Consider the following 22,359-nt stretch of genomic DNA (forward strand, 5'->3'; position numbering starts at 1 on the left):
GCTTAATGGCTCGAACGGGCATCGTGTAAACGCACAATGCGGATGTGTTTTTACACAGGAGGGTCGCGCTCGCTGGCGCGGCGAAGCGTCAGCGCCACGTGCAGGCGAGAGAGCCACGCGGCATCGTCGAACGAACCACCGAGGATGTCCTCGATCCGGCCCAACCGGTAGTTGAGCGTATTGGGATGGATACCCAACTGTTCCGACGCATGCTTGCGGTGCTGACCGCCGTCAAAGAACGCGGCGAGCGTCGTGAGCAGTTCGGATTCGTGGGAAAGGCGTTCCATCAGGGCGTCGAGGTAGCGCAAGGCATTCCCGCTTCGAAGCACGCTTTCGTTGAGCACCATGTCGGAGAACGCGTAGACGTGACGCTGCGGCGCCGTTCGCGGGCCCTGGTCGAGCGCGCGGAACGCTTCCTCCATGCTGGTCGACCAGCCACGGGCGCCCTGGTTCATCAGGCCGATGCCGACCTTCCTTACGCAGGTGACGGCGCCCACGAGCTCGGCGGCCTGGTGTAGCACGAGGTTGTCGGCCGCCAGCACCGAGTCGCCACGGGCCACCGGCAGCCAGATCACCAGGCGTCCGCGATACAGCGAACGGACAAGATCGTCCGCCGGTACCCCGATGCTGCGGGAAATGGCCAGGAGAGTCCGGTCCAGTTCGCCCTCCCTGTGCGAAGGGAGCGTTTCGGGCAGCTTCACGTCCAGAGCAAGGCAGACCCGCGGTGCCGCGGGATCCAGGCCGAGTGCTGCGGCGGCCCGGTGGAAGGCTGCGTCATCATCGGGAAAGCTGAAAATGACGCTCATCAGCTCGTAGCGCAGGGCATCCCGCCAGCGCGCGTGCTGGAACTGCTCGTCGAGGTAGGTCGAAGCGATCCGCTCGGCCAGATCGTCGAAATAATCGAGCAGGTAGGTCGAAAAGACGAGGACCAGTTCGTCCCGTGCCCCGGTGTCGTCCCGGGCCACCTCCAGCAGCGTCGACCAAAGCTCGCGTGAGCCCAGGCGAACGGCGCGAAGAATGGACGTGAGGCTGATGCCCTGATGCACCCGACGACGTACCGTGTCGCTCAATACCTGACGTTCGGCGTCGGTGGGAGGATCGCCGTCCAGCAGTGTGCGAAACCATACACCCGCGGAAAACGCGAGGAAATCGCGGACGTCCTGCTTGATGGCGGGCGAGAGGGCTGCATAGCTTTCGTCGTTGTCGATCAGCGTACGGCCGATCCGCGCAACGATGGGGGCAGGGTCCTCGGCGATCCCCCGGGCCATGTCCCGGAGGCGACCGTGCAGGCGCGGGGTGTGCATAGACAAACGGATCCTCCCGGACATCGTGGATGAGTATGCGCGCGGGCGACTGTGAAACTCCACAAGTCGAACCACGTTTTTCACGATGGGCCGGCTGTGCGTCAACTGCTACAACAGGCGTTGAGCGCGAGACGACGCGACGGGATGCAAGGGATGTTGTGCGGATATTGGTAACGGCTCCCGAACTGGGGCCAAAGCTGCGGGCGAAAACCGAGCAACTGGCTGGCGAGCATGCCCGCATCGTCGAGCGGGTGTATGCGGCGATCACCGTGTCGGACGAGGCGTATCGCGCACTGCCCGAGGCGCACCGGGAAGACGTGAGAGCGCATGTCGCCTTCTCCGTGACACTCTGGTTCAAGACATTGCTCGGTGGAAGGGCCCCCACCCGGGGGGACCGCGAGCTTCTCGAAGCGTACGGCCGGCGCCGCGTGCACCTGGGTGTACCTCTCACCGCGTTGCTCACGGCTATCCGCATCGGCTCGCTGGAGCTATGGCAGGCGATGGTAGAGGTTGGCCTTGAAGATCGCGAGGTTCTCGAGGGACTCCTCACGACGGTATGTCCCAGCCTGCTCGGATTCTTCGATCAGCTGGCGCAATCGGTCGGTGTTGCCTACGTGGACGAACAGTACCGGCAGGCCAGATGGCGCCAGTCGCTCCGCAACGAACTGGTCTGCGTGGTGTTCAGTTTCCCCGAAGACGCCGCGGGCTTCCGCCGCGCCTGCGATTCGCTTGGGCTGGACTCGACCATGCCACGCGTGGCACTGGCGCTCGACCTCGCCATTCCGGACATCCTGGCGTCCCGGCACGAGAGCGAGGTGGAACAACTCGTCCTGGCCATTGCCCGGCAACTGAAACTGGCGACCGACGATCTGGTCAGCGCGGTCCATCAGGGCCGCCTCGTCATATGGGTGCCGGCCGTACGCGGCGAATCCATGCTCACGACGGATCTGCGCATGCGGACGCACGCCCATTCGCTGGTGCGTTCCGTTTCGCAAGTTCATGGGGTCGGGGTCGGGCTGATGAACGAGGGTGCTGCGGGATGGGCGACGTCGGTCGACGAAGCTTTCAAGGCATTGCAAGCCGGGCGCAACCGCAGTGACGGTCCGGCGGTGTTCCTGTATTCCGATCAGGCAGTGACGGACAGCGTGCTCGGCACCGACAACGTACTGCGTTACCTCAACTCGCTGCTCGAACGGATAGCGATCGAGCCCGAGCTGCTTTTCACCCTCGCGACGTACTTCGACCAGGGCCAGCACCGGAAACTCACCGCCAGCGCCCTGGGCATCCACCCGAACACGCTCAACTACCGGCTGGCGCGGCTCGAGTCGATCCTCGGTGCGCAGTTGGACAATCCCGGATGGATATCGAAACTGGATCTGGTGATCCAGCTTCGCCGGCTCAGCCGGCACACCGGGACCTTGTGAAAAAGCATAGCCAGCTTGTCGCTATGCACGATTCCGTGAAACGATGGCTCCATTAGTCTGAAAGCATGGACGCTGCCATCCAAGCCCCTGGGGGAGAACACGTGACCTTCCTCGATAGCGCGATGCTGCTCGGCGTCGGCGTCCTCGCCCTCGACTTCCTGTCTTGGCGTTTCCTGCGCTTCGGCGGCAGGAAAGGCCACACGTTCGTGCGGATTCCACTCTTCCTCCTGCTGTCTTATGTCCTTTGGACACATGGCTTGGTGCCGTTCGACGAGGCGCCCTGGAAAGGCGAGCCGCTGCGGCACTTTGTTGCCCAGGTGCTGGAACTGATGTGGTGGCTGCAGTTCGCGCAGATCGCCACGGCCTTGATGAGTGCCTTCGTCCTTCCGCAGGGGCTGCGCGAAAAACTCTTCCGCGACGTCGTGCGCGCCCTTACGTTCATGGGCGCCCTGGTCGCCGGCCTGGTTTTTGTCGTCAACCTTCCGATCGGCGGTCTCCTCGCGACCTCGGGCGCCGTGGCCATCGTTATCGGCCTCGCGGTGCAGAGCACGCTCGCGGATGTTTTCTCCGGCGTCGTGCTCAGCGCGACAGAACCTTTCAGCATTGGCGATTCGGTCACCATCGGCGATATCCAGGGCGAGGTCATCGAGAGCAACTGGCGTGCGACCACCCTGCTCAACGGCGACGGCAACACGGTCATCGTGCCGAACAGCTCCGCGGCCAAGTCGAACATCATCAACCAGAGCCGTCCGGAGAAGACCCACGGCGTGGATGTGCCTGTGCAGGTCACGACGCACGCCCGACCGGCCAGCGTGATCGCCGCGCTGACCGATGCGGTGACCAGCACCCGCGGCATTCTCGCGACGCCCGCGCCGACGGTGACCGCGATCGGACTCCACGGGAAACATGTCGATTACCGCGTGGTCGTCTACGTCGACGCGATGAGCGCGAAGGTGAAAGTGCGCAATCAACTCATCGACCAGATCCATCGGCACTTCCTTGCCAACGGCATCCCGCTTTCTTCTGGCCAGCCGGTGCATGACCTGTCCAAGGACGCGGTCAGCCTGCTTCGCGAGATCGAAATGTTCCGTTCGCTCAGCGAGGCGGAGCTGGGCCAGCTCGCCGACGCGATGGACAGAAAGCAGTTCGAGCCGGGCCAGATGATCTACGAGGTGGGCGTGCAGTGCCCGGACGAGCGCCGCGCGCTTTACATCGTCACCTCCGGCGTGGCCGGCCTGCTCGCGGAACACGCCGGACGCTACGTCGAGATCGCGCGTCTTTCACCGGGCGACGCCGTGGGCAGGGCAGGAGTGCTCACGGGTGAGAGTGTGCCCATCAAGCTGCGCGCCATCGGTCACGTGTCGGTTGCCTGGGTTCCCAAAGCAGCATTGACGCCGATCCTGCAAGCCAATCCAGCTGCCGGACAGGACATGCTGGACGGACTCGTCGCCTTCCAGGCGATCGCCTCCGAGGCGTTCAAGGACCTGCCCGTGCAAACCGATTCGCACGCGGATATCTTCCACCGGTTGCTTGCGGGCATGCGTCGCCTGCATGGCCTTTCGCAAAGGCATTGAACGTGGCTTATGTCAGGCCGGAAGCCCGGCTTAGCGAACTGCAGGCGCGACGCATCGCCGCTTTCATGGAAGCGAACCTCGGCGCGCAGGTGCCGTTGCACCAGCTCGCAGGCCTCGTGCATCTCTCGGTCGGACACTTCTGCCGCGCCTTCAAGGGAAGCTTTGGCGAGCGGCCGCGGGCCTATCTGATGCGCCGTCGCGTCGCCTACGCCATGCGGTTGATGCTCTCGACCGATCAGCCGCTGAGCGAGATAGCGCTCGCCTGCGGCATGGCCGACCAGCCGCACTTCTCCAACGTGTTCCGGCGCATGACCGGCGAGACGCCAAGCCGCTGGCGGCTGGACAACAGGCCCCCCGTGCTCCGCGTGCTCACGTCCCAAGCGTCGCGAACATGACGACGGCGGCGACGCCCATCACGGCCGTCGCGGTCCAGCCCAGCCAACGTAGCCAGCCGCGTACGGCAAACGTGCCCATGACGCTGGTTCGCTGGGCGAGCACGAGGATGGCGATCATCATCGGCACGGCGCATACGCCGTTGATGACAGCGCTCCAGTAAAGCGCCTTGATGGGATCGACGGGGGTGAGATTCAGTGCGGCGCCGCCGAGCATCGAAACCACCAGCACGCCATAAAAGAAGGTCGCTTGCTTCGGCGTGTATTCGAGGCCGTAGACGTGGCGCGTGGCACCGCTGCAGGCGAATGCCGTCGCCCCCGCAAGGACCGGCACGGCCAACAATCCGGTGCCGATGATGCCTGCGGCGAAGAGAACGAAGGCGAAACGTCCTGCCAGTGGCTTGAGTGCCAGCGCGGCGTCGGCCGAGGTCTGGATGTCGGTCTTGCCATGCGCGTGCAGTACCGCTGCCGCCGTCAGCATGATGAAGAACGCGACGACGTTGGAAAGGAGCATGCCTACCGACGTATCGATGTTGATCCGCCGCAAGGCATCGGGTCCCTGCGCGGCTTTCTGGAGCAGGGGTTCGCGCTGGTGGCTGGCGCGTATCTCTTCCACCTCCTGCGCAGCTTGCCAGCAAAAGAGGTAAGGGCTGATGGTGGTGCCCAGTATGGCGACGATCGCGACGGCGTATTCCCTGTTCCATTGGAACGCCGGCACGAAGGCGCCGTGGAACGCTTCGGCCCATGGCACCCGGGCGACGAACACGGTGGCGACGTAGGCGAACAGGCTGGCCGTAAGCAGCTTGAGAATCGGCGAGTAACGGGCAAAGGGAATGAAAATCTGCAGCAGGAGCGACAGCAAGGCGAAGGCCATGCCGTAGGCAATCGCAGGACCGCCGATCAGGAGCTGGAGTGCCGCACCCATCGCGGCGACATCGGCGCCGATGTTGATGAAGTTTGCGATGACCAGGAGGCCGATGGTGGCAACCACCAGCCAGCGAGGCAGGTGGTCGCGCATGTTCTGGCCCAGACCCATGCCGGTGACCCGACCGATCCGCGCGCTGATGATCTGAATGCCGATCATCAGTGGCAACGAGAACAGGAGTGACCACAGCGTGGCGTAGCCGAACTTCGCGCCCACCTGCGAATACGTGGCTACACCGCTGGGGTCGTCATCTGCCGCACCGGTGATGAGGCCCCCGCTCAGTCGCTTGAACCATGAGCCGTGATGGATGCGGGGCAGCGACGGAATGCGAACGGATCGTGGCAACGGCACGTGGCACTCCTCGGGTGGAGCGCCGGGCCGTTGCCCGGCGAAGCTGCCACACCCTCATGGTGCGCCAGCGCGCCGAAGGAACAGTGAAGGTGGGGATCAGCCGCCTTGCAGTGCCGGTTCGGCCGCTCGCAATTTCCTGCCGGGGCGGCTGGGCAGCGCGTGCCGCCAGATACGCCAGATGACCTGGCCGAACTGACGGGGCAGGGAGCCTGTGTTGTAGTGCTGGCCGTAGCGTGCGCAGATCTCTTTCACTTCAACGGCGATCGTGGCGTAGCGATTGGCCGGCAGGTCGGGGTAGAAGTGATGTTCGATCTGGTGGCTGAGGTTGCCCGACAGCACGTTCAGCAGCTTGCCGCCCGAGATGTTGGACGAGCCGCGAAGCTGGCGCAGGTACCAGTGACCACGCGATTCGTTGCGGATCGATTCCTTCGGAAACACTTCGGCGTCAGCGGTGAAGTGGCCGCAGAAAATGATGACGAAGGTCCAGATGCTGCGCAGCGTGTTGGCAAGCATGTTGCCCAGCAGCACCGGCAGGAAGAACGGGCCGGCCAGCAGCGGGAACACCACGTAATCCTTGAGCAGCTGGCGACCCATCTTGCGGCGCACCGGGCGGAAATCTTCGCGCATCTGCGCGGTGGATTTCTTGCCGGCGAACCAGCGGCCCACACGAAGCTCCTGGATGGCCACGCCCCACTGGAACAGCACCATGAACACCATGGCGATGACCGGCTGCATCAGGTAGAACGGGCGCCAACGCTGCTCAGGGAAAATACGCAGCAAGCCATAGCCGATGTCGTCGTCCATGCCGCGGACGTTCGTATAGGTGTGGTGCTGGAAGTTATGCGTCTTGCGCCAGTTGTCACCGGTCGCGACGATGTCCCACTCATAGGTATGGCCGTTGAGCTTGGGATCGTTCATCCAGTCGTACTGGCCGTGCATGACGTTGTGGCCCAGCTCCATGTTCTCGAGGATCTTCGACAGGGCGAGCAACACGACGCCGGCGATCCACGCAGGAATCAGCACACTGTGGACGAAGGCGCCGAGGAACAGGAGTGCGCGGCCGGCAACGCCGCACCAGCGCACGGAGGCCACGATTTTCCGGATGTACTTCGCGTCACGCTGGCCGATATCGGCCGTGACCCGGGCGCGGATGGCGTCGAGTTCATCACCGAAGGCCTGCAGGTCGGCGGGCGAGAGAGTGCGGTTGCGGACACGGCTCATAAGGGTACTCAGAGGTCCAGAATCAGGTCGGTGCTCGGCGCGCTGATGCACAGGCGCACTTGCGAAGAAGGTTCGCTGCTGAGATCACCGGTAAGGAGTTGGCGCGTGGTGCCCGACTGGCGCCCACAGGCACAGGTGTTGCAGATGCCCATGCGGCAGCCGTGGCGCGGACGAATGCCCTGCGCTTCGAGGCCTTCCAGCAGCGACTTCCCGCGAGGCAGTTGCAGCGTGCGACCGCTGCGCGCGAGATGCACCTCCACGTCGCCTTCGTCACCGTCGACGCGTACAGGAACGCTGAAAGCTTCAGCGTCGAAGTGGGCGACCTTGCCGTCCAGGCGGCTGCGAGCGGCCTGCACGAAGCCACCCGGGCCGCACGCAAGAACGCGACGCCCGGCGAGCGCGGCGATCGCATCCAGCGACACGGTGTCGATGCGCGGATCCGGCGAGGCGTCCTCGCGGGTGAGCAAATAACGCACACGCAGGCGAGGATGGGCGGCCGCCAGGGCGTCCAGCTCGTCGACGAAGCACAGCTCGTCGCGGCGGCGTGCCCAGTACATCAGATCCACGTTGACCGGCATGCCGCGCGCCGCCAGCGAGCGAAGCAGCGCACGCATCGGCGTGATGCCGCTACCGGCGGCCAGGAGCAGGAGGTCGTCCTTCCCGTTCGGCAGCACCATGTCGCCGAAGGCCGCTCCCAGCGCCACTACCTCACCGATCCGCGCGTCGCGAGCCAGATGGCCGCTGACCCGGCCGCCGGTGATCGCCTTGACCGTGATCTCAAGGTTCCCGTCGTCCAGGACGGTGGGGCTATAGCTGCGTTGCAAACGTCGCCCTTCGATCTCGACATCCACGTTGACGTGCTGGCCGGGGAGCAATCCCCGCCAATGGCGATTGGGCCGGAGAACGAGCGTGACCGCATCGCGGCTGGCCTGCGAGCGGGACACGAGCCTTGCCAGCGGCTGCTCCAGGGTCCACAGCGGGTTGATCCGCGTGGACCAGAAGTCGAACAGGGCCGGCGAGACCACGCGCCGGGCCAGGCGGACGGGCCACAGGGGCCGGGGGGCGAGAATCGCGTTCATGGGGGTCACTATACGCATGCTCATACACCTGTGTATACAGTTGTGCATTGGTGTCGACGGGTTATGATTGACCCTGCTTCCTTCATCGCCGCCCCATGACCTCGATCATCCTGACCCCGTCATCCGTCCTTCCGCTGCCGCGGAAGCCGGCGATTGCGCGTGAGGACCTGATCGTGGCCGCCCTCAAGCTGATCGGGCCGCACCGCAGCCTGTCGACGGTGAGCCTGCGCGAGGTAACGCGTGAAGCCGGCATCTCGCCGAACAGCTTCTATCGCCAGTTCCGCGACATGGACGAACTGGCCATCGCCCTGATCGACCTGGCCGGCCGCTCGCTGCGCACCATCATCGGCCAGGCGCGCGAGCGCGCCACGTCCACCGATCGCAGCGTGATCCGTGTGTCTGTCGAGACGTTCATGGAACAGCTGCGCGCGGACGACAAGCTGCTGCATGTGCTCCTGCGCGAAGGCGCGGTTGGCTCCGATGCCTTCAAGCAGGCGGTCGAACGCGAATTGAGCTACTTCGAGGACGAGCTGCGGGTCGACCTGATCCGGCTGGCGGCCGCCGAGCGCGCCAGGCTGCATGAGCCCGCACTGGTGTCCAAGGCGATTACCCGCCTCGTGTTCGCCATGGGTGCTGTGGCGATGGACCAGCCGCCCGAGCGCGACCCCGAGCTGATCGAACAGATCTCGCAGATGCTGCGCATGATCATTACCGGGGCTCGCGTGCTGGATACCTCGGCGTCCTGACCTCGCCGTCCTGAACCGCGCGGTCGATCCACGTGCAAAATCGGCAGGTTCCCGGCAGGTCCGGTGACTCCCGCTCCCCCCGACGCCATGATGGCGCTGGGGACAGGGAGACCGTATGCCAGGGCAACACCGATCACCACGCGGCGGCGAGTGCACGCTGCCGACCGACGCACTCGACGAACTGGACGTGGCCACACTGCGTCAACTCGACGACACCAGCTTTCTGGCCATCGGCCATCTCGACTGCGCCGCATGCGCTCGCCTTGCCCGCTTCGGGCTGGTCGCCAGGGAAGCGGACGAGTACTGGAAGATCACGCCAGCTGGCCGGCGCATCGCGCGGGCCAAGAATGTCAAACGGGCTAACGGCTAGTGGCACACAAGCACGGAGATGTCCGTGCTCAAGAGCACTTTATGTGTCTCGCTGCCAAGCAATAGGCGGTCCAGCCCACGGGTACCGTGCGAACCCATGACGATGAGGTCGCAATGCTCACGCGCGGCGATGCTGACGATCTCGCAGTAAGGCCGACTGTCGATCACGGTCTGGCTACTGAAAGGCACGCCGGCCGCCTGGGCCTTCGCGCATACATCGCTCAGGCAACCCTGTGTACGTTTCGCCGTTGCTGCCGGCAACGCGTCCGCGCCCTGTATGGCTTCGGCGATATAGACGAAGGCAGGCGTGGGGGGCTCCACGCACAGCACCAGGACCTTGGACCCGAGTTGTGCCGCCAGGCCGATGGCCTGGTCCGCCGCGCGGGTGGACGCGTCCGAGCCGTCCGTCGCAATGAGAATGTGCTTGAACATGATCGCCCTCACAGTGGTGACTTTGGCTAACGTACTCCTGGCATCGTCCGTCAGGGGTTGTTCGTTTGTCGCAGCCTCCTGACCGGGCGTCCTAGCGCGCATCCCGGGCCAGTCTCAGGTCGTTGAATTTCCGCCGCTCGATCACCTCATCGACTTTTCCGTCGGCATCACGGTGAAAGATAAGCAGGTTCCGTTCGTCGTCGCTGCCCATGAAAATATCCTCGCCCAACGGCTGGAGCACGTTGGGCGTGCCGCCAGGATGCGTCGTGTAGCTGAGTTCGCCACCCGTGTTCACAACGGTCCATGCGCGCGTGGGGGCGTAGCGATAGGTTCCGGTGTAGTCGTCGGCGTGTATGTTCTTGACGACGAGCCTGGGTGGTTCGGTCGGCAGGGTGACATCTGCGTAGCCGACGACCTTCCAGTCGTTGCCTTCTTTCACGTAAGTGAGCAGCGCCTGGTACCGCACCGTGAGTTTCTGGCCGAAGACGGTCTCCTGCTCGTATTCCTCCACTTGCAGGGTCGCTGTATTGCCGTGTTGCGTGGCGTGCGGATCCCGCAACTCGATGCTGCCTGAAAAGCCCTCTGGAAAAGGATGAAGGGACGCGATGGTGTCTGCCTTGTGCGTCACCCGCCCGAATTCGTCGATCAGCACGGCATCGTCCGTAAGCAGTCGCTGCCATGGCGCCTTGTCGCCTTTCGGGAGCGCGTCCACGAGGGCTTGTGTGGACGCGACCAGCTCCCTGGTCAGCGCCGGGGGCGCTTCCGCTGCTGAAAGGGAGACGCAGCAAATGAGCAGGGGAAGGGCAAAAACAGCAGGGTTTCGCGTCGCCATACGAGCCTCCTCGGGGAGAGAAAACCGGGACGACCGCGCCTAGGCTTCGCTTCGGGCTTCGTCCCTTGCGAGGGTCAGTGTAAAGACGAGGACCGTCGCGCCGGCAAGTGCCAGAGGAGGGGCGAGGCCCCAGCGCAGCACCATGAACGCGCCCACGGCGGCACCGACGAACAAGGAGAGGATGGCGCGCAGTCGTCGGCCGAGATTGTGCCCGGGTCCGCCCGCGAGGCGGGAATCGGCGGCCAGGCCAGTGATGGTGCGGGTGACGACCGTCGTGGTCAGATCGGGGATATTGAGTTGACGAACCGTCGCGTTGCGGGCGCCCATGGCAATCGCAACGAGGGCGATAAGTATCGATCGGAGGCTCGCACCGGTATCCGAGGGCATGGCGAAGGCGCAGCCAGCTGCGATCCAGAGCAGGCTCGCTTCCAGCGCGGCGGAGGCGATGAGCCAGCGGCGCCGGCTGCGACCGATGAAATAGCGACCCAGACGTCCGGACCCGATCGCGCCCAGGCCGAACGCGAGGAGCGCGAGCACGTAAAGCTCCCAGTGGAACCCGGGCGCCCCCGCAGCGGCGAACCCCAGGAACACGACGTTGCCAGTCATGTTCGCGGTAAACACCTTGCCCAGGCCGAGCACACTCGTCGCGTCGACGATACCCGTGGTCAGCGAAAGCAAGGTGAGCAGGACGACCAGCGGGTCCCGATCGGTTATCGGCGCTGGTGCAGGCATGGGCTCATTCCAGTGGCGCCATATCGAACACCAGCACCTCGCTGTCGACGCCATCGCTCAGGACCACGCGTTGCTCGGCGGTGATCTTCGCCGCGTCGCCTGCCGATAGCGGATGGCCGTTGACGTGCACCGTACCGCGTACGACGTGCACGTACACCAGCCGCTCGTAGTCGATATTGTGATGCGCGGTTTCGTCCGGACCGAACAGGCCTGCGTAGATCCGTACGTCCTGGTGCACGGTCACCGAGCCGTGTTCGCCGCTCTGGCTGGCAACCAGGCGCAGCTTGCCGCGCTTTTCAGAGTCCGGGTAGGTCTTCTGCTCGTATCCGGGCTTCAGGTGCAGTTCGTTGGGGATGATCCAGATCTGCAGGAAGTGGGTCAGCGTCTTCGCGTGGTTCTCTTCCGAGTGGGTCACGCCGCTGCCCGCAGACATGATTTGCACTTCGCCGGGGCGGATCACGACCTTGTTGCCCATGGAATCGCTGTGGGCCAGTTCGCCATCGAGCACGTAGCTGATGATTTCCATGTCGCGGTGGGAGTGCGTGCCGAAGCCGGCGCCGGCAGCGACCCGGTCTTCGTTGATGACGCGAAGCGGCCCGAAGTGCATGTGGTCCTCGTCGCGATAGTCGGCAAACGAGAAGCTGTGGTGCGAATCGAGCCAGCCATGGTTGGCGTGGCCGCGGTCGGCTGCGTGGCGGATGACGAACATGGGTTAACTCCGGAGGGCGCAAGGGGATGGCCGGATCTACGACCAGCATACCCGCGTTAAGCTAGCGGAGCAGGCTTGCAAGCTCTTGCACAAAGCACTGCTTTACCGGCCGATGGCGGCGGAGTGTCACGAAGCGGGACTAAACTGGGTCGTCCTTTGCTTCAGGTTGCCTCGGTGCCATCTCTCGAACCGATTGTCTCTTCCGGTGAACTGACCGCGCTGCGGTTGATAGATATCGCTTACACCATCGATCTCGTGCAAGCCCAGACGCTCTGGGCCGCGCGGGCGAGCAGTGCATTCAGCCGTTCGTACCTGTCCAGCACACCGCCCAAGGCGGTGGCTTTTGGCGTGGCCCCGTTATGGCTTGCGCTGGGCGAAGTCGAGTTGATGCTGGGGTCGGGGCCTGTCGCGGTGCAGCTTTCCGTGCGCCTCTACGACTTCGGCGTGGCGGCGCTGGCGGCACGGGTCAAGGTCAAGGACCAGTCATGGAGCCAGTTTGTCGCCGACTTCGACGCACTCGACCGTCTGCTCGGCCCGGCCGGTCCCCTGGACTTCTGGACGGAGCTGCTCGCCCGCGTTCGCGACATCATTTCACCCGCGCTGGACCGTCCCGCGATCGATGCTTCCCTGGAAGAGGACTACCTGATCGGCACGGTGCATGCGTTCGACGAACCGATGGATGCCGTCGCCCTGAAGGAACGCGTCGACCTGACCAGCCTTCTCTCCGGCGAAAAACGGCGCCTGTCGCCTGCTGCCCGGAAGGAACTGATGTCGCGCAGTTTTTCCTACTACGCGGACGACCTGGTGGTGCTCACCTGGGATCGTGCCTTCATCTACGAGCCCCGCCGCGATTCCGACGTGGCCGACGTGATCGAAGTGGCCAACGCCCAGCTCGTCGAATTCCGCTACTACGACACCTTGCTCGACGACGAGCTGCCGCGGATGTACGACAGGGTGGAGAACGCGCGGAGCGCCGCGTCGGTGTTCGCGTCGCGCCGCTTCGCCAACCTGGCCCGCCGGCTATACACGCTCGTTGCTGAGGTGACCGAGCTGACCGAGCGCGTGGACAACGCCTTGCAGGTCACCGAGGACGTCTACCTGGCGCGCGTCTACAGCACCGCCCTGGGGCTGTTCCGCGTGCCGACGCTGGGCGCCTCCGTGGACCGCAAGCTCGCCATCATCCGCGACACCTATGCGGCACTTTACGAGGAAGCCTCCAGCCGCCGCGCCGAGCTGCTGGAGATCTCCATCGTCGTGCTGATCATGCTGGAAATCACCATCACGTTAGTGCGCGGCTGGTAGACGGTTCGCGGACAGGCGAAGGCCGGTGGCCTTGCAGACATCGATATCGCGGTAGACCTGGCTTCGCCCATCGCGAAACGTGACCTGCACATCGCGAAGGCATGCGCCCCCGGGCAGCCGCACCGTGGTCGAGGTGAGTCCGCCCTGGAGGGGTTCACGCAGGTCGATGGGCTCGTAGCTGGCGGCAGAACCCGTCGTGACCGCGAGCGCCGTGACGCTGTCGAAGCTGCCATTGACGATGCGGAAGAGGCGTCCCGGGCTTGCCGGCGGCTGAAAGTCGGCGGCGATGACGGGACCTGCCAAGGCAAGGATGGCCAGGGCCGCGAGGGTACGGGCGAAACGAATCGGGCGCATGTGCATGGGGCTCTCCTTGGCTGATCGAGGCTCCAGGGAAGCGCTTCGGGCGCCATGCGGAAAGCGATTCGGGACGAATCGTCGTAGCGCGCTGACGAATCGTAGTGGGCCATACGTCACGCTTCCCGGCGTCGCGGGCACGGCCTAACATGGCTCGCTATCCCAGATCGGACGCATCGCCATGAAGGTTCGACTCGGTACCGCACAGATCGGACTCGCCCGTTACATCGGCCTGTGGACCATCGTCGCCGTGGTGTTCGCCGAGCAGCACTACCTGCAGGACGACCTCTCGGGTCATACGTGGAGCATCTTCGATTACCTGCGCTGGTCGCTGATCCAGTGGTACACCTGGGCCGCACTGGCGCCGCAGGTGTTCCGGCTGGCGGCGAGGTATCCCATTCGCCCACCCGTGCGATTGCGCGGACTGGGCATGCAGCTGCCCTTGAGTTTTGGCGTGACGCTGCTGGCGCAGATCATCGGTGCGTTCATCTCGATGTTCACCGAAGGCAGCTCCCTTGGCGAGCAGCTGAGTCAGTTTGTCGGGCAGCACTTCGCCACGGGATTGCTTACCTATTGGGCGCTGTTTGCGATCCAGCAAGCCATGCACTTCCACGACGAGAAGACGCGCCGCGAAGTCGAGACCGGGCGTCTTGCCACCGAGCTCGCACAATCACGACTGCAGGCTCTGAAATCGCAGTTGCAGCCGCATTTCCTGTTCAACACGCTGCATGCCATCGCCACCTTGCTCAAGGAAGACGCACTCTCGGCAGAAGATATGCTGCTGCGCCTGAGTGAGCTGCTTCGTGCCTTTCTCGAAGACTACGATGGCCAGGAAATAAGCTTGCGGCGCGAGCTGGTGTTGCTGGACCTCTATCTCGGCATCCAGCAGATGCGCTTCAAGGACCGCCTGACCACGCGAATCTATGTGTCGCCGGATACGCTCGACTGTGCGGTCCCCAGCCTGATCCTCCAACCCATCGTCGAGAACGCCATTCGACACGGTATCGGGGAACGACTGGGCGTCGACTGTATCGAGATCGAGAGTCGCCGCGACGGCGATACGCTTCGCATCGAGGTGCGCAATCGAAACAGCACGCTCGAAAAGGAAGGACAAACCATCGGCAAGAGTGCAGGGCACGGCATTGGCTTGTCCAACACGGAGTTACGTTTGCGCGAACTCTATGGAGACGCCGCCCACGTCCGTCTGGACATGATCTGGCCACAGGGTGTGGTTTGCCGGATCCAGCTGCCGTTTCGTGAGATCGAGGAAATCGATGACGCACCCGAGGTCGTGACTGCATGACGATCACCGCGCTGGTCGTCGATGACGAGCCGCTCGCCCGCAGCGCCATCGTGCGCCTGCTGCGCGACGATCCGGACATCGAGATACTGGGCGAATGCGGCGACGGCGTCTCCGCCGTGCAGGCTATCCGCAACCAGTCGCCGGACCTCGTTTTCCTCGATATCCAGATGCCCGGCATCCAGGGCATGGATGTCGTGGCGACCATCGGCGCGGCACGGATGCCGGCCACCGTTTTCGTCACCGCGTTTGAGCACTACGCCGTCAAGGCGTTCGAGGCAAACGCCGTGGACTACCTCGTCAAGCCCTTCAGCCGGCAGCGTTTCACTGAAACCCTGCAGCGCGCGAAGGCGCGGTTGTCCGCCGTTGCGGTGCATGCGGCGGCCGGTTCCGGCATACAACAGGTGCTCGACGCGCTCAAACAGCGCGACAACTATCTCGAGCGCATCCCGGTACGTACCGACGAACACGTGGCCTTCGTCGACGTGAGCGACATCGTCTGGATCAAGGCTGACGGCAATGTCGTGCAGATCCATCTCGCTGACCGGCAGTACGAACTGCGGGAAACCATGGCGGCCCTCGCCGAGCGGCTCAACCCGAATCAGTTCGCCCGCATCCACCGCTCGGCGATTATCAACGTCCGGCGCGTACAGGCCATCCATCCGTGGTTCAACGGCCACCATGTAGTCACCATGGACACCGGACAAAAGCTACGCATGAGCCGCTACCAACACGAAGCCTTCCTCCGCCTCGTCTCGACGCGCACCGATCCACGCCCCGGCTAGCACCAGTGTAGGAGCCGATTCATCGGCGATCCCGCGCCAGCGGGCCCGTTCTCCTTCACCTCGCAATCGCTTCACGCGACCCACGACACGCTGCCTCGTTATACGCGCTCACCATTGATGCGCAAGAACTTACGAGGCGCGCCATGCCAGTCAAGGGAACCGTTGAACCGGAAGATCGCGCAGCACGCCTGACGGCGCTACGTAACCTCAAGATGGCGCGCTCGGCACACGCGTTCGTCCGCGGCAATACGGTGCAGTTCTACGACTGGCTCGAACATGGCGGACGTACGCTGCCGAAGGGGCCGGACATCTGGATATGCGGTGACTGCCACGTCAGCAACATCGGGCCGGTGGCGGACAACAACGGCGGCATCGACATCCAGATCCGCGATCTCGACCAGACCGTCATGGGCAATCCCGCGCATGACATCGTGCGACTGGCCGTGTCGCTCGCCACCGCCGCCCGTGGTTCCGATCTCCCAGGCGTGATTACGGCGCGCATGGTCGAGCAGCTCATCGACGGCTATGAGCGCGCCATGGGAAGCGGACGCAAGGACTATCGCCTCGTCGAGCGTCCCTCGTGCATCGGCCTGGTCATGAAGGCGGCGACCAGGCGCCGCTGGAAGCATCTGGCCGAGGAACGCATCGCGGGCCCGAAGCCGTCCATTCCGCTGGGCCGCCGCTTCTGGGCAGTCACCGATGAAGAGCGCGCCGAGCTCGAGGCATTGGCGTCGGGTGCCGACATGCAGAAGCTGGTCGCGCAACTCGTGCATCGCAAGGACGATGCCACGGTCGAGCTCGTCGACGCCAAGTACTGGGTCAAGGGCTGCAGTTCGCTGGGACGGCTTCGCTACGCGTTGCTGATGCGCGTGAGCGGCGGCAAGGAGCTCTGCCTGGTCGACGTCAAGGAGGCACTGCGCGCGGCCGCGCCACGAAGTGCGACGGCGGATATGCCTCGCGACAACGCTCTCCGCGTAAAGGAGGGCGCGCTCCATCTTGCGCCCAACCTGGGCCAACGGATGATGGCCTCGCGCATCCAGGGCAAGACAGTTTTCATTCGCGAGCTGCGTCCGCAGGACCTGAAGATCGACCTCGAACAGATGGAACCCGCCGATGCCATGGAGGTCGCCCGTTATCTGGGCAACGTGGTGGGCAGGGCACACGCAGCCCAGTTGAATCGCGACCAGCGCAAGAGCTGGCTCGCCGAACTCGCGCGCAACCGCCCGCAGAACATCGAGGCGCCATCGTGGCTATGGCGTAGCGTGGTGGAGCTGGTTCAGGCGCACGAGGGCGGGTACCTCGAGCATTGCCGGAAATACGCTGGAGCGCTCGCCTAGGTGAACGAATACGCGAAGTCGTAGCTGTGCTTGCCGTCGGCGATGATGATTTTCATCGAGCCGCTCAGCCCCCTCAGTTCGTCGGTGCCCGATTCGGGGACCACGACGATCGTCCATTCCGTCGGAGCACCACCCACCATCAAGGCGCGGTGGATCATGACGAAGCTGCCCCTGCGACCACCCAGCGTGCCGCTGATTTTCTCCAGCGCCACGTAACCGCCTGAGGTCTTGCCGTCGCCAGCGCCAAGCATCTCGCCCTGGCCGGTACCTTCGAGGTCTCCCTGGAACTGCTTCTGCAGTGACAGGCGCGATAGCCCGGATCCCTCGGCGGCGGGGTTATCCGGCGTCTGCGGTTTGACCTCGACGCTGAAGTTGCCTCTGGCCTGTTGCAAGGATGCGTTGCTGTTCATGGGATCTCCGGGCGTGGCGAATGTGACTGCCTTCACGGGTTATACGCTCCCCGGGCGCCAGGGACGATATCTGCCCTACCATACGGTCAACATCCCGGCACAAGGCCCCAGGTCCGCCCATGCAAGCCCTCCTGTTCGACCGCTTCGGCGGCACCGACGTCCTGCGCTGGGACACCATCGCCGACCCGGTTCCCGGCCCTGGCCAGGTGCTCGTCCGTACGCAAGCCGTAGGCCTGAACTTCGCAGACGTGTATCGCCGCAACGGCACCTATCATCTCTCGGGCGCCGCGCCCTGGATCCTCGGCTACGAAGGGGCAGGTGTCGTCGTGTCGCCCGGGAGCCCCTATCCCCAAGGCAGCCGGGTCGGCTTCGCCGACATGCCGTTCGCCAACGCCGAACTGGTCGCCGTCGACGTGGACAAGCTGATTCCGTTGCCGGACGACATTTCGGCAGAGACGGCCGCGGCCGTCCTGCTGCAGGGCCTCACCGCGCAATACCTGGTGACCGATAGCTCGAATCCCCAGCCGGGCCAGGTGGCACTGGTGCATGCCGCCGCCGGCGGCGTTGGCCTCCTGCTGGTGCAGATGCTGCGTGCCAAGGGCGTACTCGTGGTCGGTGTCGCCTCGTCCGACGCCAAGCGTGACGCCGCGCGGCGCGCGGGCGCCGACATGGTCATGGGCTACGAAGACCTCGTCGAGCGTGTACAGGACGCGACCGAGGGGGCGGGCGTGCACGTCACCTACGATTCCGTCGGGCGCACGTTAGGCGACAGCCTCGCCGCCACGCGCACGGGCGGTACCGTGGTCTTTTACGGCATGGCCGGCGGCGATCCGGACCCCGTCGATCCGCGCCTGCTGATGGACCGTTCGCTGACCCTCACCGGCGGCGACCTATGGAACGTGCTCGTCAACGCCGAGGTGCGCAGGCAGCGCGCCTCTGAACTGTTCGCTCTTATCCGCAAAGGCTCGCTGGTTCCGACGATCGCCGGCACGTTTCCCCTGCGCGATGGCGGCAAAGCACACGCGTTCCTGGAGAGCCGCGGAGCGATCGGCAAAGTGGTGATGCTCACTTGATAACCCAGCGCTGGACACCCCGCGTGTCGGCGTTGCTCCTGGGTGTGCACGCGGGCATCGCGATGTTCGTCACCGTGCGGACCCTGAGCTGGAGTTATGCGGCGGTGCTCGTCATCGCCGTGCTGGCGTTGTACCTCTGCTGGCGTCGCAGCATCCAGGCGGTGGAGCACAACAAACCGCTGTGGTGGATCCTGTTTGGCGCCATCCTGGCGAAAACGACGGCACTGGCCCTGTTGTTCGCGGATTCGCTCCTGAATGCCGAAGGCACGCTGGTGATGGTCGATCCCAGCTTCTATTTCTGCATGGCGAGCCTGCTGATGATCGCGGCAGCGACGTACAACCCGACGGGACCGATGTTCCGCTGGACGACGGCAGCGGATACGCTGCTGGCCATCGCGCTGGCGGCGATGTTTTACGTGACCTTGCATCATGCCGTCGATCCATCTTCGCCGGCTGCTTCGGCCTCGTTCCTCATCCTGCTGTTCGACGGCCTCGATGCCCTCGTCGCCCTGTTCGCCACCATCCGCCTGCTCGGCACACGTCGCAAGGACGAACGCCGGTTCTTCTTCGTGCTGGCGACGTTCGCGTGGGTGGATGGCATCTGCGCCGCGGCGCACAACCGCTTGCTGTCGCTCACCGAGTCCTACCTGCCTGAACTGCTCCTTTCGATTCCGCTCCTGGTGCTCGGTGTGCTCGTCAGCCGCAGGAGTATCGGCTGGCTTCGCGGCTATCGGCCCTCACGCACTGCCATCTACCTGTCCGGCAGCGTCAGCCCGTTCGTGCTCTGCCTGGCCTTATGCGCTCTGGTGTTCTTCCTGTTGAAATCCCAGCCGGTGCTTGCCATGGTCATCCTCGCCGTGGCCTTGACCGTCTACGCGGCGCGCAACGCGATCGTGATCGGCTATCACCTGGCCGTGGAAGACGAGCTGCGCCTCTTAAGGCGCGGCCTCCAGTACACGGCCAACCACGACGAGCTGACTGGCCTGCAGAATCGTCGCGGCCTGTTCCTGGCGCTCAGGCGTGCGCTCGATCGCACCGACGATGAGAAGCCCTGCGTCAGCCTGGCGATGCTCGATGTGGATCGGTTCAAAGGCTTCAACGACGCCTATGGCCACCTCGCCGGCGATGCATGCCTTACCCTCGTCGCCCAGGCCTTGCGTGCGGCGCTGACGGTCGTACCAGGCTCGGTCGTGGCGCGGTATGGCGGTGAGGAGTTCGTGGTCGTGTTGCCCGGCATCGATGCCAGCGAGGCGTTGGGCATCATTGAAACGGTTCGGCAGGATGTCTACACCCTAGGCATCGCCAACCGTCACGGCATCGACGGCCTGGTAACGATCAGTGCGGGCATCGCCACGCATTGCGCGCCGAACCCGGTGAGCGCGGAAACGTTGCTGAACCTCGCCGACGAGGCGGTGTACCGGGCAAAAGCGGCCGGGCGCAACCGCACGATGTGACAGCTATCGGCGAGTTCACACCGGTGAAGGCTGCTTTGACGGCACGTAGTGCATGTTAGGCGCCCGACCAAGCCGAGGTGTGCCATGGCCAAGAAAGCCCCGTCGGCGGCAAGTGCTGCCGCTCAGAAGAACACTGCAGAATTCCCGAAAGACCGACGTGGGCAAGGCGATGAACTCCACCAGACGGCCGGTGGCGAGCATGCATCGCTGACAACGAACCAGGGCCTGGTGATCGGAGACAACCAGAACTCGCTGAAAGCCAACGCCCGCGGTCCCACGCTGTTGGAAGACTTCATCCTTCGCGAGAAGATCACCCACTTCGACCATGAGCGCATTCCGGAGCGGATCGTGCACGCGCGCGGTTCGGCGGCGCACGGCTTCTTCGAGCTGACAGCCTCGCTGGCCGAGTACACCACCGCTCGTGTCCTTACCGAGGTCGGCGAGCGCACACCGTTGTTCACGCGGTTCTCCACGGTCGCCGGTGGCTCGGGCTCGGTGGACACCCCGCGCGACGTGCGTGGCTTCGCCGTGAAGCTCTACACGAAGGAGGGCAACTGGGACCTGGTTGGCAACAACATCCCGGTGTTCTTCATCCAGGACGCGATCAAGTTTCCCGACCTGATTCATGCCGTAAAGATGGAACCCGACCGCGGCTTCCCGCAGGCGGCGAGCGCGCACGACACGTTCTGGGATTTCATCTCTCTCACGCCCGAGTCGATGCACATGATCCAGTGGGCGATGTCCGATCGGACCATTCCGCGCTCGCTGCGCATGATGGAAGGCTTTGGGATCCATTCGTTCCGCCTGCTGAATGCGAAGGGCAAGTCCACCTTCGTCAAGTTCCACTGGCGGCCGAAGCTTGGCCTGCAATCGACGGTGTGGGACGAGGCAGTGAAACTCGCCGGCGCCGATCCGGACTTCCATCGTCGCGACCTGTTCGAGGCGATCCAGGCGGGCAACTTCCCCGAGTGGGAGCTCGGCGTGCAGCTCTTCACGGAGGCGCAGGCGGCGAAGTTCCCATTCGATCACCTCGACTCGACCAAGCTCATCCCCGAAGAACTCATCCCGCTGAAGATCATCGGCCGGATGGTGCTGGACCGCCGGCCGGACAACTTCTTCGCCGAGACCGAGCAGGTCGCGTTCTGTCCGTCGCACCTGGTGCCCGGCATCGACTTCAGCAACGACCCGCTGCTTCAGGGGCGCCTGTTCTCCTACCTCGACACGCAGTTGTCGCGCCTGGGTTCGCCGAACTTCCACCAGCTGCCCATCAACGCACCGAAGTGCCCCTTCGCCAACCAGCAGCGCGACGGCCACATGCAAACGCAGGTCCCCAAGGGACGTGTCGCCTATGAGCCGAGCTCGTTGCAGGCCGACTCGCCGCGCGAAGATCCCGCCCTCGGTTTCCGCAGCGCCGCCGTGCAGGAAGAAGGAACGCGAGAGCGCGTCCGTGCCGAAACCTTCGCCGATCACTACAGCCAGGCCCGTTTGTTCTTCACCAGCCAGACAGCGTTCGAGCAGGCGCACATCGCCTCGGCCTTCGTGTTCGAGCTGTCGAAGGTGGATGCGGTGCACGTGCGTGAAGCGATCGTCGGACACCTCCGTCATGTCGACGAGGATCTGGCCAGGCGCGTCGCGGCTGGACTGGCCATGTCGCCTTTACCGAAGGCGCCCAAAGCGGCCGCTCCCGTCGTGCCGATGAAGCCCTCTCCCGCCTTGCAGATCATCGGCAAGATGAAGGCGACCCTGCAGGGACGTGTCGTGGGTATCCTCATCAACGACGGCTCGGACGGCGTTGCGGTGGCGAAGCTGCGTAAAGCGATCGAAGGCGCGGGAGCCACCGTGAAGATCGTTGCGCCGAAGGTCGGCGGGGCGAAGCTGGCCGATGGCACGCTGCTCGTTGCCGACGGGCAGCTGGCTGGTACGCCGTCGATCAACTTCGATGCCGTGGCCATCCTGCTGTCGGCGGAGGGTGCTGCCGCACTCACGAAGGAAGCCGCCGCGATCGACTTCGTTCGCGATGCCTTCGGGCACCTGAAAGCCCTGGCCCTGGACGATGGTGGACGCGCGCTCTTTGCCAAGGCGGGACTGGAAGCCGATGCGGGTGTGGTCAAGGCGTCGGACGCGGATGCGTTCGTCACCTTGGCATCCACCCGGCAATTTGCGCGAGAGGCGAAGGTGCGTACGCTGGCGTGAATCGGCCCCTCCGGGGTTGACCGCAGCACGGCCTGGCGCTAATGGTGTCGTTCGTCCACGT

Annotated in this window: 22 protein-coding genes; 12 read left to right on the plus strand and 10 right to left on the minus strand. The window is 64.5% G+C overall.

Annotated elements, in window-relative coordinates:
• Positions 1 to 50: 50 nt before the first annotated feature.
• Positions 51 to 1,304 carry a helix-turn-helix domain-containing protein gene (locus HB634_RS01470; RefSeq protein ID WP_213947212.1) on the minus strand — a complete coding sequence of 418 codons (1,254 nt, stop codon included), beginning with the start codon at positions 1,302 to 1,304 and terminating at the stop codon, positions 51 to 53.
• 158 nt (positions 1,305 to 1,462) lie between these two features.
• Here HB634_RS01470 and HB634_RS01475 point away from each other — a divergent pair, with 158 nt between their 5' ends.
• The 3 genes from HB634_RS01475 (at position 1,463) to HB634_RS01485 (ending at position 4,697) form a co-directional block, all read left to right on the plus strand.
• Positions 1,463 to 2,728, plus strand: coding sequence for a helix-turn-helix domain-containing protein (locus HB634_RS01475; RefSeq protein ID WP_213947219.1), 1,266 nt, complete (start codon positions 1,463 to 1,465; stop codon positions 2,726 to 2,728).
• 101 nt (positions 2,729 to 2,829) lie between these two features.
• Positions 2,830 to 4,302, plus strand: coding sequence for a mechanosensitive ion channel family protein (locus tag HB634_RS01480; RefSeq protein ID WP_213947220.1), 1,473 nt, complete (start codon positions 2,830 to 2,832; stop codon positions 4,300 to 4,302).
• A 2-nt stretch (positions 4,303 to 4,304) separates the two neighbouring features.
• On the plus strand, positions 4,305 to 4,697 hold the full coding sequence (locus HB634_RS01485) for an AraC family transcriptional regulator (protein ID WP_213947224.1): 393 nt from the start codon (positions 4,305 to 4,307) through the stop codon (positions 4,695 to 4,697).
• Here the strand turns inward: HB634_RS01485 and HB634_RS01490 are convergent.
• From HB634_RS01490 to HB634_RS01500, 3 genes are all read right to left on the minus strand, one after another.
• Positions 4,672 to 5,970: a divalent metal cation transporter gene (locus HB634_RS01490; RefSeq protein WP_345777445.1), complete on the minus strand. Its 1,299-nt coding sequence runs from the start codon at positions 5,968 to 5,970 to the stop codon at positions 4,672 to 4,674. The genes HB634_RS01485 and HB634_RS01490 overlap by 26 nt on opposite strands.
• A gap of 96 nt (positions 5,971 to 6,066) precedes the next feature.
• The gene (locus HB634_RS01495) at positions 6,067 to 7,191 is read right to left on the minus strand and encodes an acyl-CoA desaturase (RefSeq protein WP_213947225.1); all 1,125 of its coding nucleotides are present in this window, start codon (positions 7,189 to 7,191) and stop codon (positions 6,067 to 6,069) included.
• An 8-nt stretch (positions 7,192 to 7,199) separates the two neighbouring features.
• Positions 7,200 to 8,270 carry a ferredoxin reductase gene (locus HB634_RS01500; protein ID WP_213947718.1) on the minus strand — a complete coding sequence of 357 codons (1,071 nt, stop codon included), beginning with the start codon at positions 8,268 to 8,270 and terminating at the stop codon, positions 7,200 to 7,202.
• A 95-nt stretch (positions 8,271 to 8,365) separates the two neighbouring features.
• Here HB634_RS01500 and fabR point away from each other — a divergent pair, with 95 nt between their 5' ends.
• Positions 8,366 to 9,016 (plus strand): HTH-type transcriptional repressor FabR, encoded by a 651-nt coding sequence (fabR, locus tag HB634_RS01505; RefSeq protein ID WP_213947226.1) that lies wholly within the window; start codon positions 8,366 to 8,368, stop codon positions 9,014 to 9,016.
• Between the two features lie 115 nt (positions 9,017 to 9,131).
• On the plus strand, positions 9,132 to 9,386 hold the full coding sequence (locus HB634_RS01510) for a hypothetical protein (protein ID WP_213947230.1): 255 nt from the start codon (positions 9,132 to 9,134) through the stop codon (positions 9,384 to 9,386).
• On the opposite strand, the gene HB634_RS01515 is transcribed toward HB634_RS01510, so the two are convergent.
• The 4 genes from HB634_RS01515 to HB634_RS01530 form a co-directional block, all read right to left on the minus strand.
• Positions 9,383 to 9,817: a universal stress protein gene (locus HB634_RS01515; RefSeq protein WP_213947231.1), complete on the minus strand. Its 435-nt coding sequence runs from the start codon at positions 9,815 to 9,817 to the stop codon at positions 9,383 to 9,385. The genes HB634_RS01510 and HB634_RS01515 overlap by 4 nt on opposite strands.
• Before the next feature lie 91 nt (positions 9,818 to 9,908).
• Complete coding sequence (locus HB634_RS01520; RefSeq protein ID WP_213947232.1) at positions 9,909 to 10,649, minus strand: nuclear transport factor 2 family protein; 741 nt, start codon at positions 10,647 to 10,649, stop codon at positions 9,909 to 9,911.
• 39 nt (positions 10,650 to 10,688) lie between these two features.
• Positions 10,689 to 11,381 carry a YoaK family protein gene (locus tag HB634_RS01525; protein ID WP_213947233.1) on the minus strand — a complete coding sequence of 231 codons (693 nt, stop codon included), beginning with the start codon at positions 11,379 to 11,381 and terminating at the stop codon, positions 10,689 to 10,691.
• 4 nt (positions 11,382 to 11,385) lie between these two features.
• Positions 11,386 to 12,090, minus strand: a complete 705-nt coding sequence (locus HB634_RS01530) for a pirin family protein (protein ID WP_213947241.1) — start codon at positions 12,088 to 12,090, stop codon at positions 11,386 to 11,388.
• Positions 12,091 to 12,264: 174 nt separating this feature from the next.
• Here HB634_RS01530 and HB634_RS01535 point away from each other — a divergent pair, with 174 nt between their 5' ends.
• The gene (locus tag HB634_RS01535; RefSeq protein WP_213947243.1) at positions 12,265 to 13,392 is read left to right on the plus strand and encodes a hypothetical protein; all 1,128 of its coding nucleotides are present in this window, start codon (positions 12,265 to 12,267) and stop codon (positions 13,390 to 13,392) included.
• Here the strand turns inward: HB634_RS01535 and HB634_RS01540 are convergent.
• Positions 13,375 to 13,752 (minus strand): hypothetical protein, encoded by a 378-nt coding sequence (locus tag HB634_RS01540; RefSeq protein ID WP_213947245.1) that lies wholly within the window; start codon positions 13,750 to 13,752, stop codon positions 13,375 to 13,377. The genes HB634_RS01535 and HB634_RS01540 overlap by 18 nt on opposite strands.
• 175 nt (positions 13,753 to 13,927) lie before the next feature.
• Between HB634_RS01540 and HB634_RS01545 the strand changes: the two genes are divergently transcribed.
• From HB634_RS01545 to HB634_RS01555, 3 genes are all read left to right on the plus strand, one after another.
• A complete protein-coding gene (locus HB634_RS01545) occupies positions 13,928 to 15,049 on the plus strand; it encodes a histidine kinase (RefSeq protein ID WP_213947247.1) in 1,122 nt (373 codons plus the stop codon).
• On the plus strand, positions 15,046 to 15,831 hold the full coding sequence (locus tag HB634_RS01550; RefSeq protein WP_213947248.1) for a response regulator: 786 nt from the start codon (positions 15,046 to 15,048) through the stop codon (positions 15,829 to 15,831). The genes HB634_RS01545 and HB634_RS01550 overlap by 4 nt, the downstream gene beginning before the upstream one ends.
• A gap of 143 nt (positions 15,832 to 15,974) precedes the next feature.
• The gene (locus tag HB634_RS01555; RefSeq protein ID WP_213947250.1) at positions 15,975 to 17,168 is read left to right on the plus strand and encodes a DUF2252 family protein; all 1,194 of its coding nucleotides are present in this window, start codon (positions 15,975 to 15,977) and stop codon (positions 17,166 to 17,168) included.
• On the opposite strand, the gene HB634_RS01560 is transcribed toward HB634_RS01555, so the two are convergent.
• Positions 17,165 to 17,578 carry a DUF3224 domain-containing protein gene (locus HB634_RS01560; protein ID WP_213947252.1) on the minus strand — a complete coding sequence of 138 codons (414 nt, stop codon included), beginning with the start codon at positions 17,576 to 17,578 and terminating at the stop codon, positions 17,165 to 17,167. The genes HB634_RS01555 and HB634_RS01560 overlap by 4 nt on opposite strands.
• 119 nt (positions 17,579 to 17,697) lie before the next feature.
• Here HB634_RS01560 and HB634_RS01565 point away from each other — a divergent pair, with 119 nt between their 5' ends.
• From HB634_RS01565 to HB634_RS01575, 3 genes are all read left to right on the plus strand, one after another.
• A complete protein-coding gene (locus HB634_RS01565) occupies positions 17,698 to 18,651 on the plus strand; it encodes a quinone oxidoreductase (RefSeq protein WP_063573171.1) in 954 nt (317 codons plus the stop codon).
• A 23-nt stretch (positions 18,652 to 18,674) separates the two neighbouring features.
• Positions 18,675 to 20,105 (plus strand): GGDEF domain-containing protein, encoded by a 1,431-nt coding sequence (locus tag HB634_RS01570; protein WP_213947254.1) that lies wholly within the window; start codon positions 18,675 to 18,677, stop codon positions 20,103 to 20,105.
• Between the two features lie 84 nt (positions 20,106 to 20,189).
• Positions 20,190 to 22,298 carry a catalase gene (locus HB634_RS01575; protein WP_213947256.1) on the plus strand — a complete coding sequence of 703 codons (2,109 nt, stop codon included), beginning with the start codon at positions 20,190 to 20,192 and terminating at the stop codon, positions 22,296 to 22,298.
• The last annotated feature ends 61 nt before the right edge of the window (positions 22,299 to 22,359 follow it).

The sequence above is a fragment of the Luteibacter sp. dw_328 genome, assembly GCF_018449605.1.
Classification (GTDB): Bacteria; Pseudomonadota; Gammaproteobacteria; order Xanthomonadales; family Rhodanobacteraceae; genus Luteibacter.

What these genes read in the sequence shown, in the direction of transcription:
- HB634_RS01520 (WP_213947232.1), bottom strand. Translation starts at nt 10,649, where the DNA reads ATGGCGACGCGAAACCCTGCTGTTTTTGCCCTTCCCCTGCTCATTTGC.
- HB634_RS01525 (WP_213947233.1), bottom strand. Translation starts at nt 11,381, where the DNA reads ATGCCTGCACCAGCGCCGATAACCGATCGGGACCCGCTGGTCGTCCTG.
- HB634_RS01530 (WP_213947241.1), bottom strand. Translation starts at nt 12,090, where the DNA reads ATGTTCGTCATCCGCCACGCAGCCGACCGCGGCCACGCCAACCATGGC.
- HB634_RS01555 (WP_213947250.1), top strand. Translation starts at nt 15,975, where the DNA reads ATGCCAGTCAAGGGAACCGTTGAACCGGAAGATCGCGCAGCACGCCTG.
- HB634_RS01540 (WP_213947245.1), bottom strand. Translation starts at nt 13,752, where the DNA reads ATGCACATGCGCCCGATTCGTTTCGCCCGTACCCTCGCGGCCCTGGCC.
- HB634_RS01510 (WP_213947230.1), top strand. Translation starts at nt 9,132, where the DNA reads ATGCCAGGGCAACACCGATCACCACGCGGCGGCGAGTGCACGCTGCCG.
- HB634_RS01560 (WP_213947252.1), bottom strand. Translation starts at nt 17,578, where the DNA reads ATGAACAGCAACGCATCCTTGCAACAGGCCAGAGGCAACTTCAGCGTC.
- HB634_RS01575 (WP_213947256.1), top strand. Translation starts at nt 20,190, where the DNA reads ATGGCCAAGAAAGCCCCGTCGGCGGCAAGTGCTGCCGCTCAGAAGAAC.
- HB634_RS01545 (WP_213947247.1), top strand. Translation starts at nt 13,928, where the DNA reads ATGAAGGTTCGACTCGGTACCGCACAGATCGGACTCGCCCGTTACATC.
- HB634_RS01565 (WP_063573171.1), top strand. Translation starts at nt 17,698, where the DNA reads ATGCAAGCCCTCCTGTTCGACCGCTTCGGCGGCACCGACGTCCTGCGC.
- fabR (WP_213947226.1), top strand. Translation starts at nt 8,366, where the DNA reads ATGACCTCGATCATCCTGACCCCGTCATCCGTCCTTCCGCTGCCGCGG.
- HB634_RS01515 (WP_213947231.1), bottom strand. Translation starts at nt 9,817, where the DNA reads ATGTTCAAGCACATTCTCATTGCGACGGACGGCTCGGACGCGTCCACC.
- HB634_RS01495 (WP_213947225.1), bottom strand. Translation starts at nt 7,191, where the DNA reads ATGAGCCGTGTCCGCAACCGCACTCTCTCGCCCGCCGACCTGCAGGCC.
- HB634_RS01470 (WP_213947212.1), bottom strand. Translation starts at nt 1,304, where the DNA reads ATGCACACCCCGCGCCTGCACGGTCGCCTCCGGGACATGGCCCGGGGG.
- HB634_RS01500 (WP_213947718.1), bottom strand. Translation starts at nt 8,270, where the DNA reads ATGAACGCGATTCTCGCCCCCCGGCCCCTGTGGCCCGTCCGCCTGGCC.
- HB634_RS01550 (WP_213947248.1), top strand. Translation starts at nt 15,046, where the DNA reads ATGACGATCACCGCGCTGGTCGTCGATGACGAGCCGCTCGCCCGCAGC.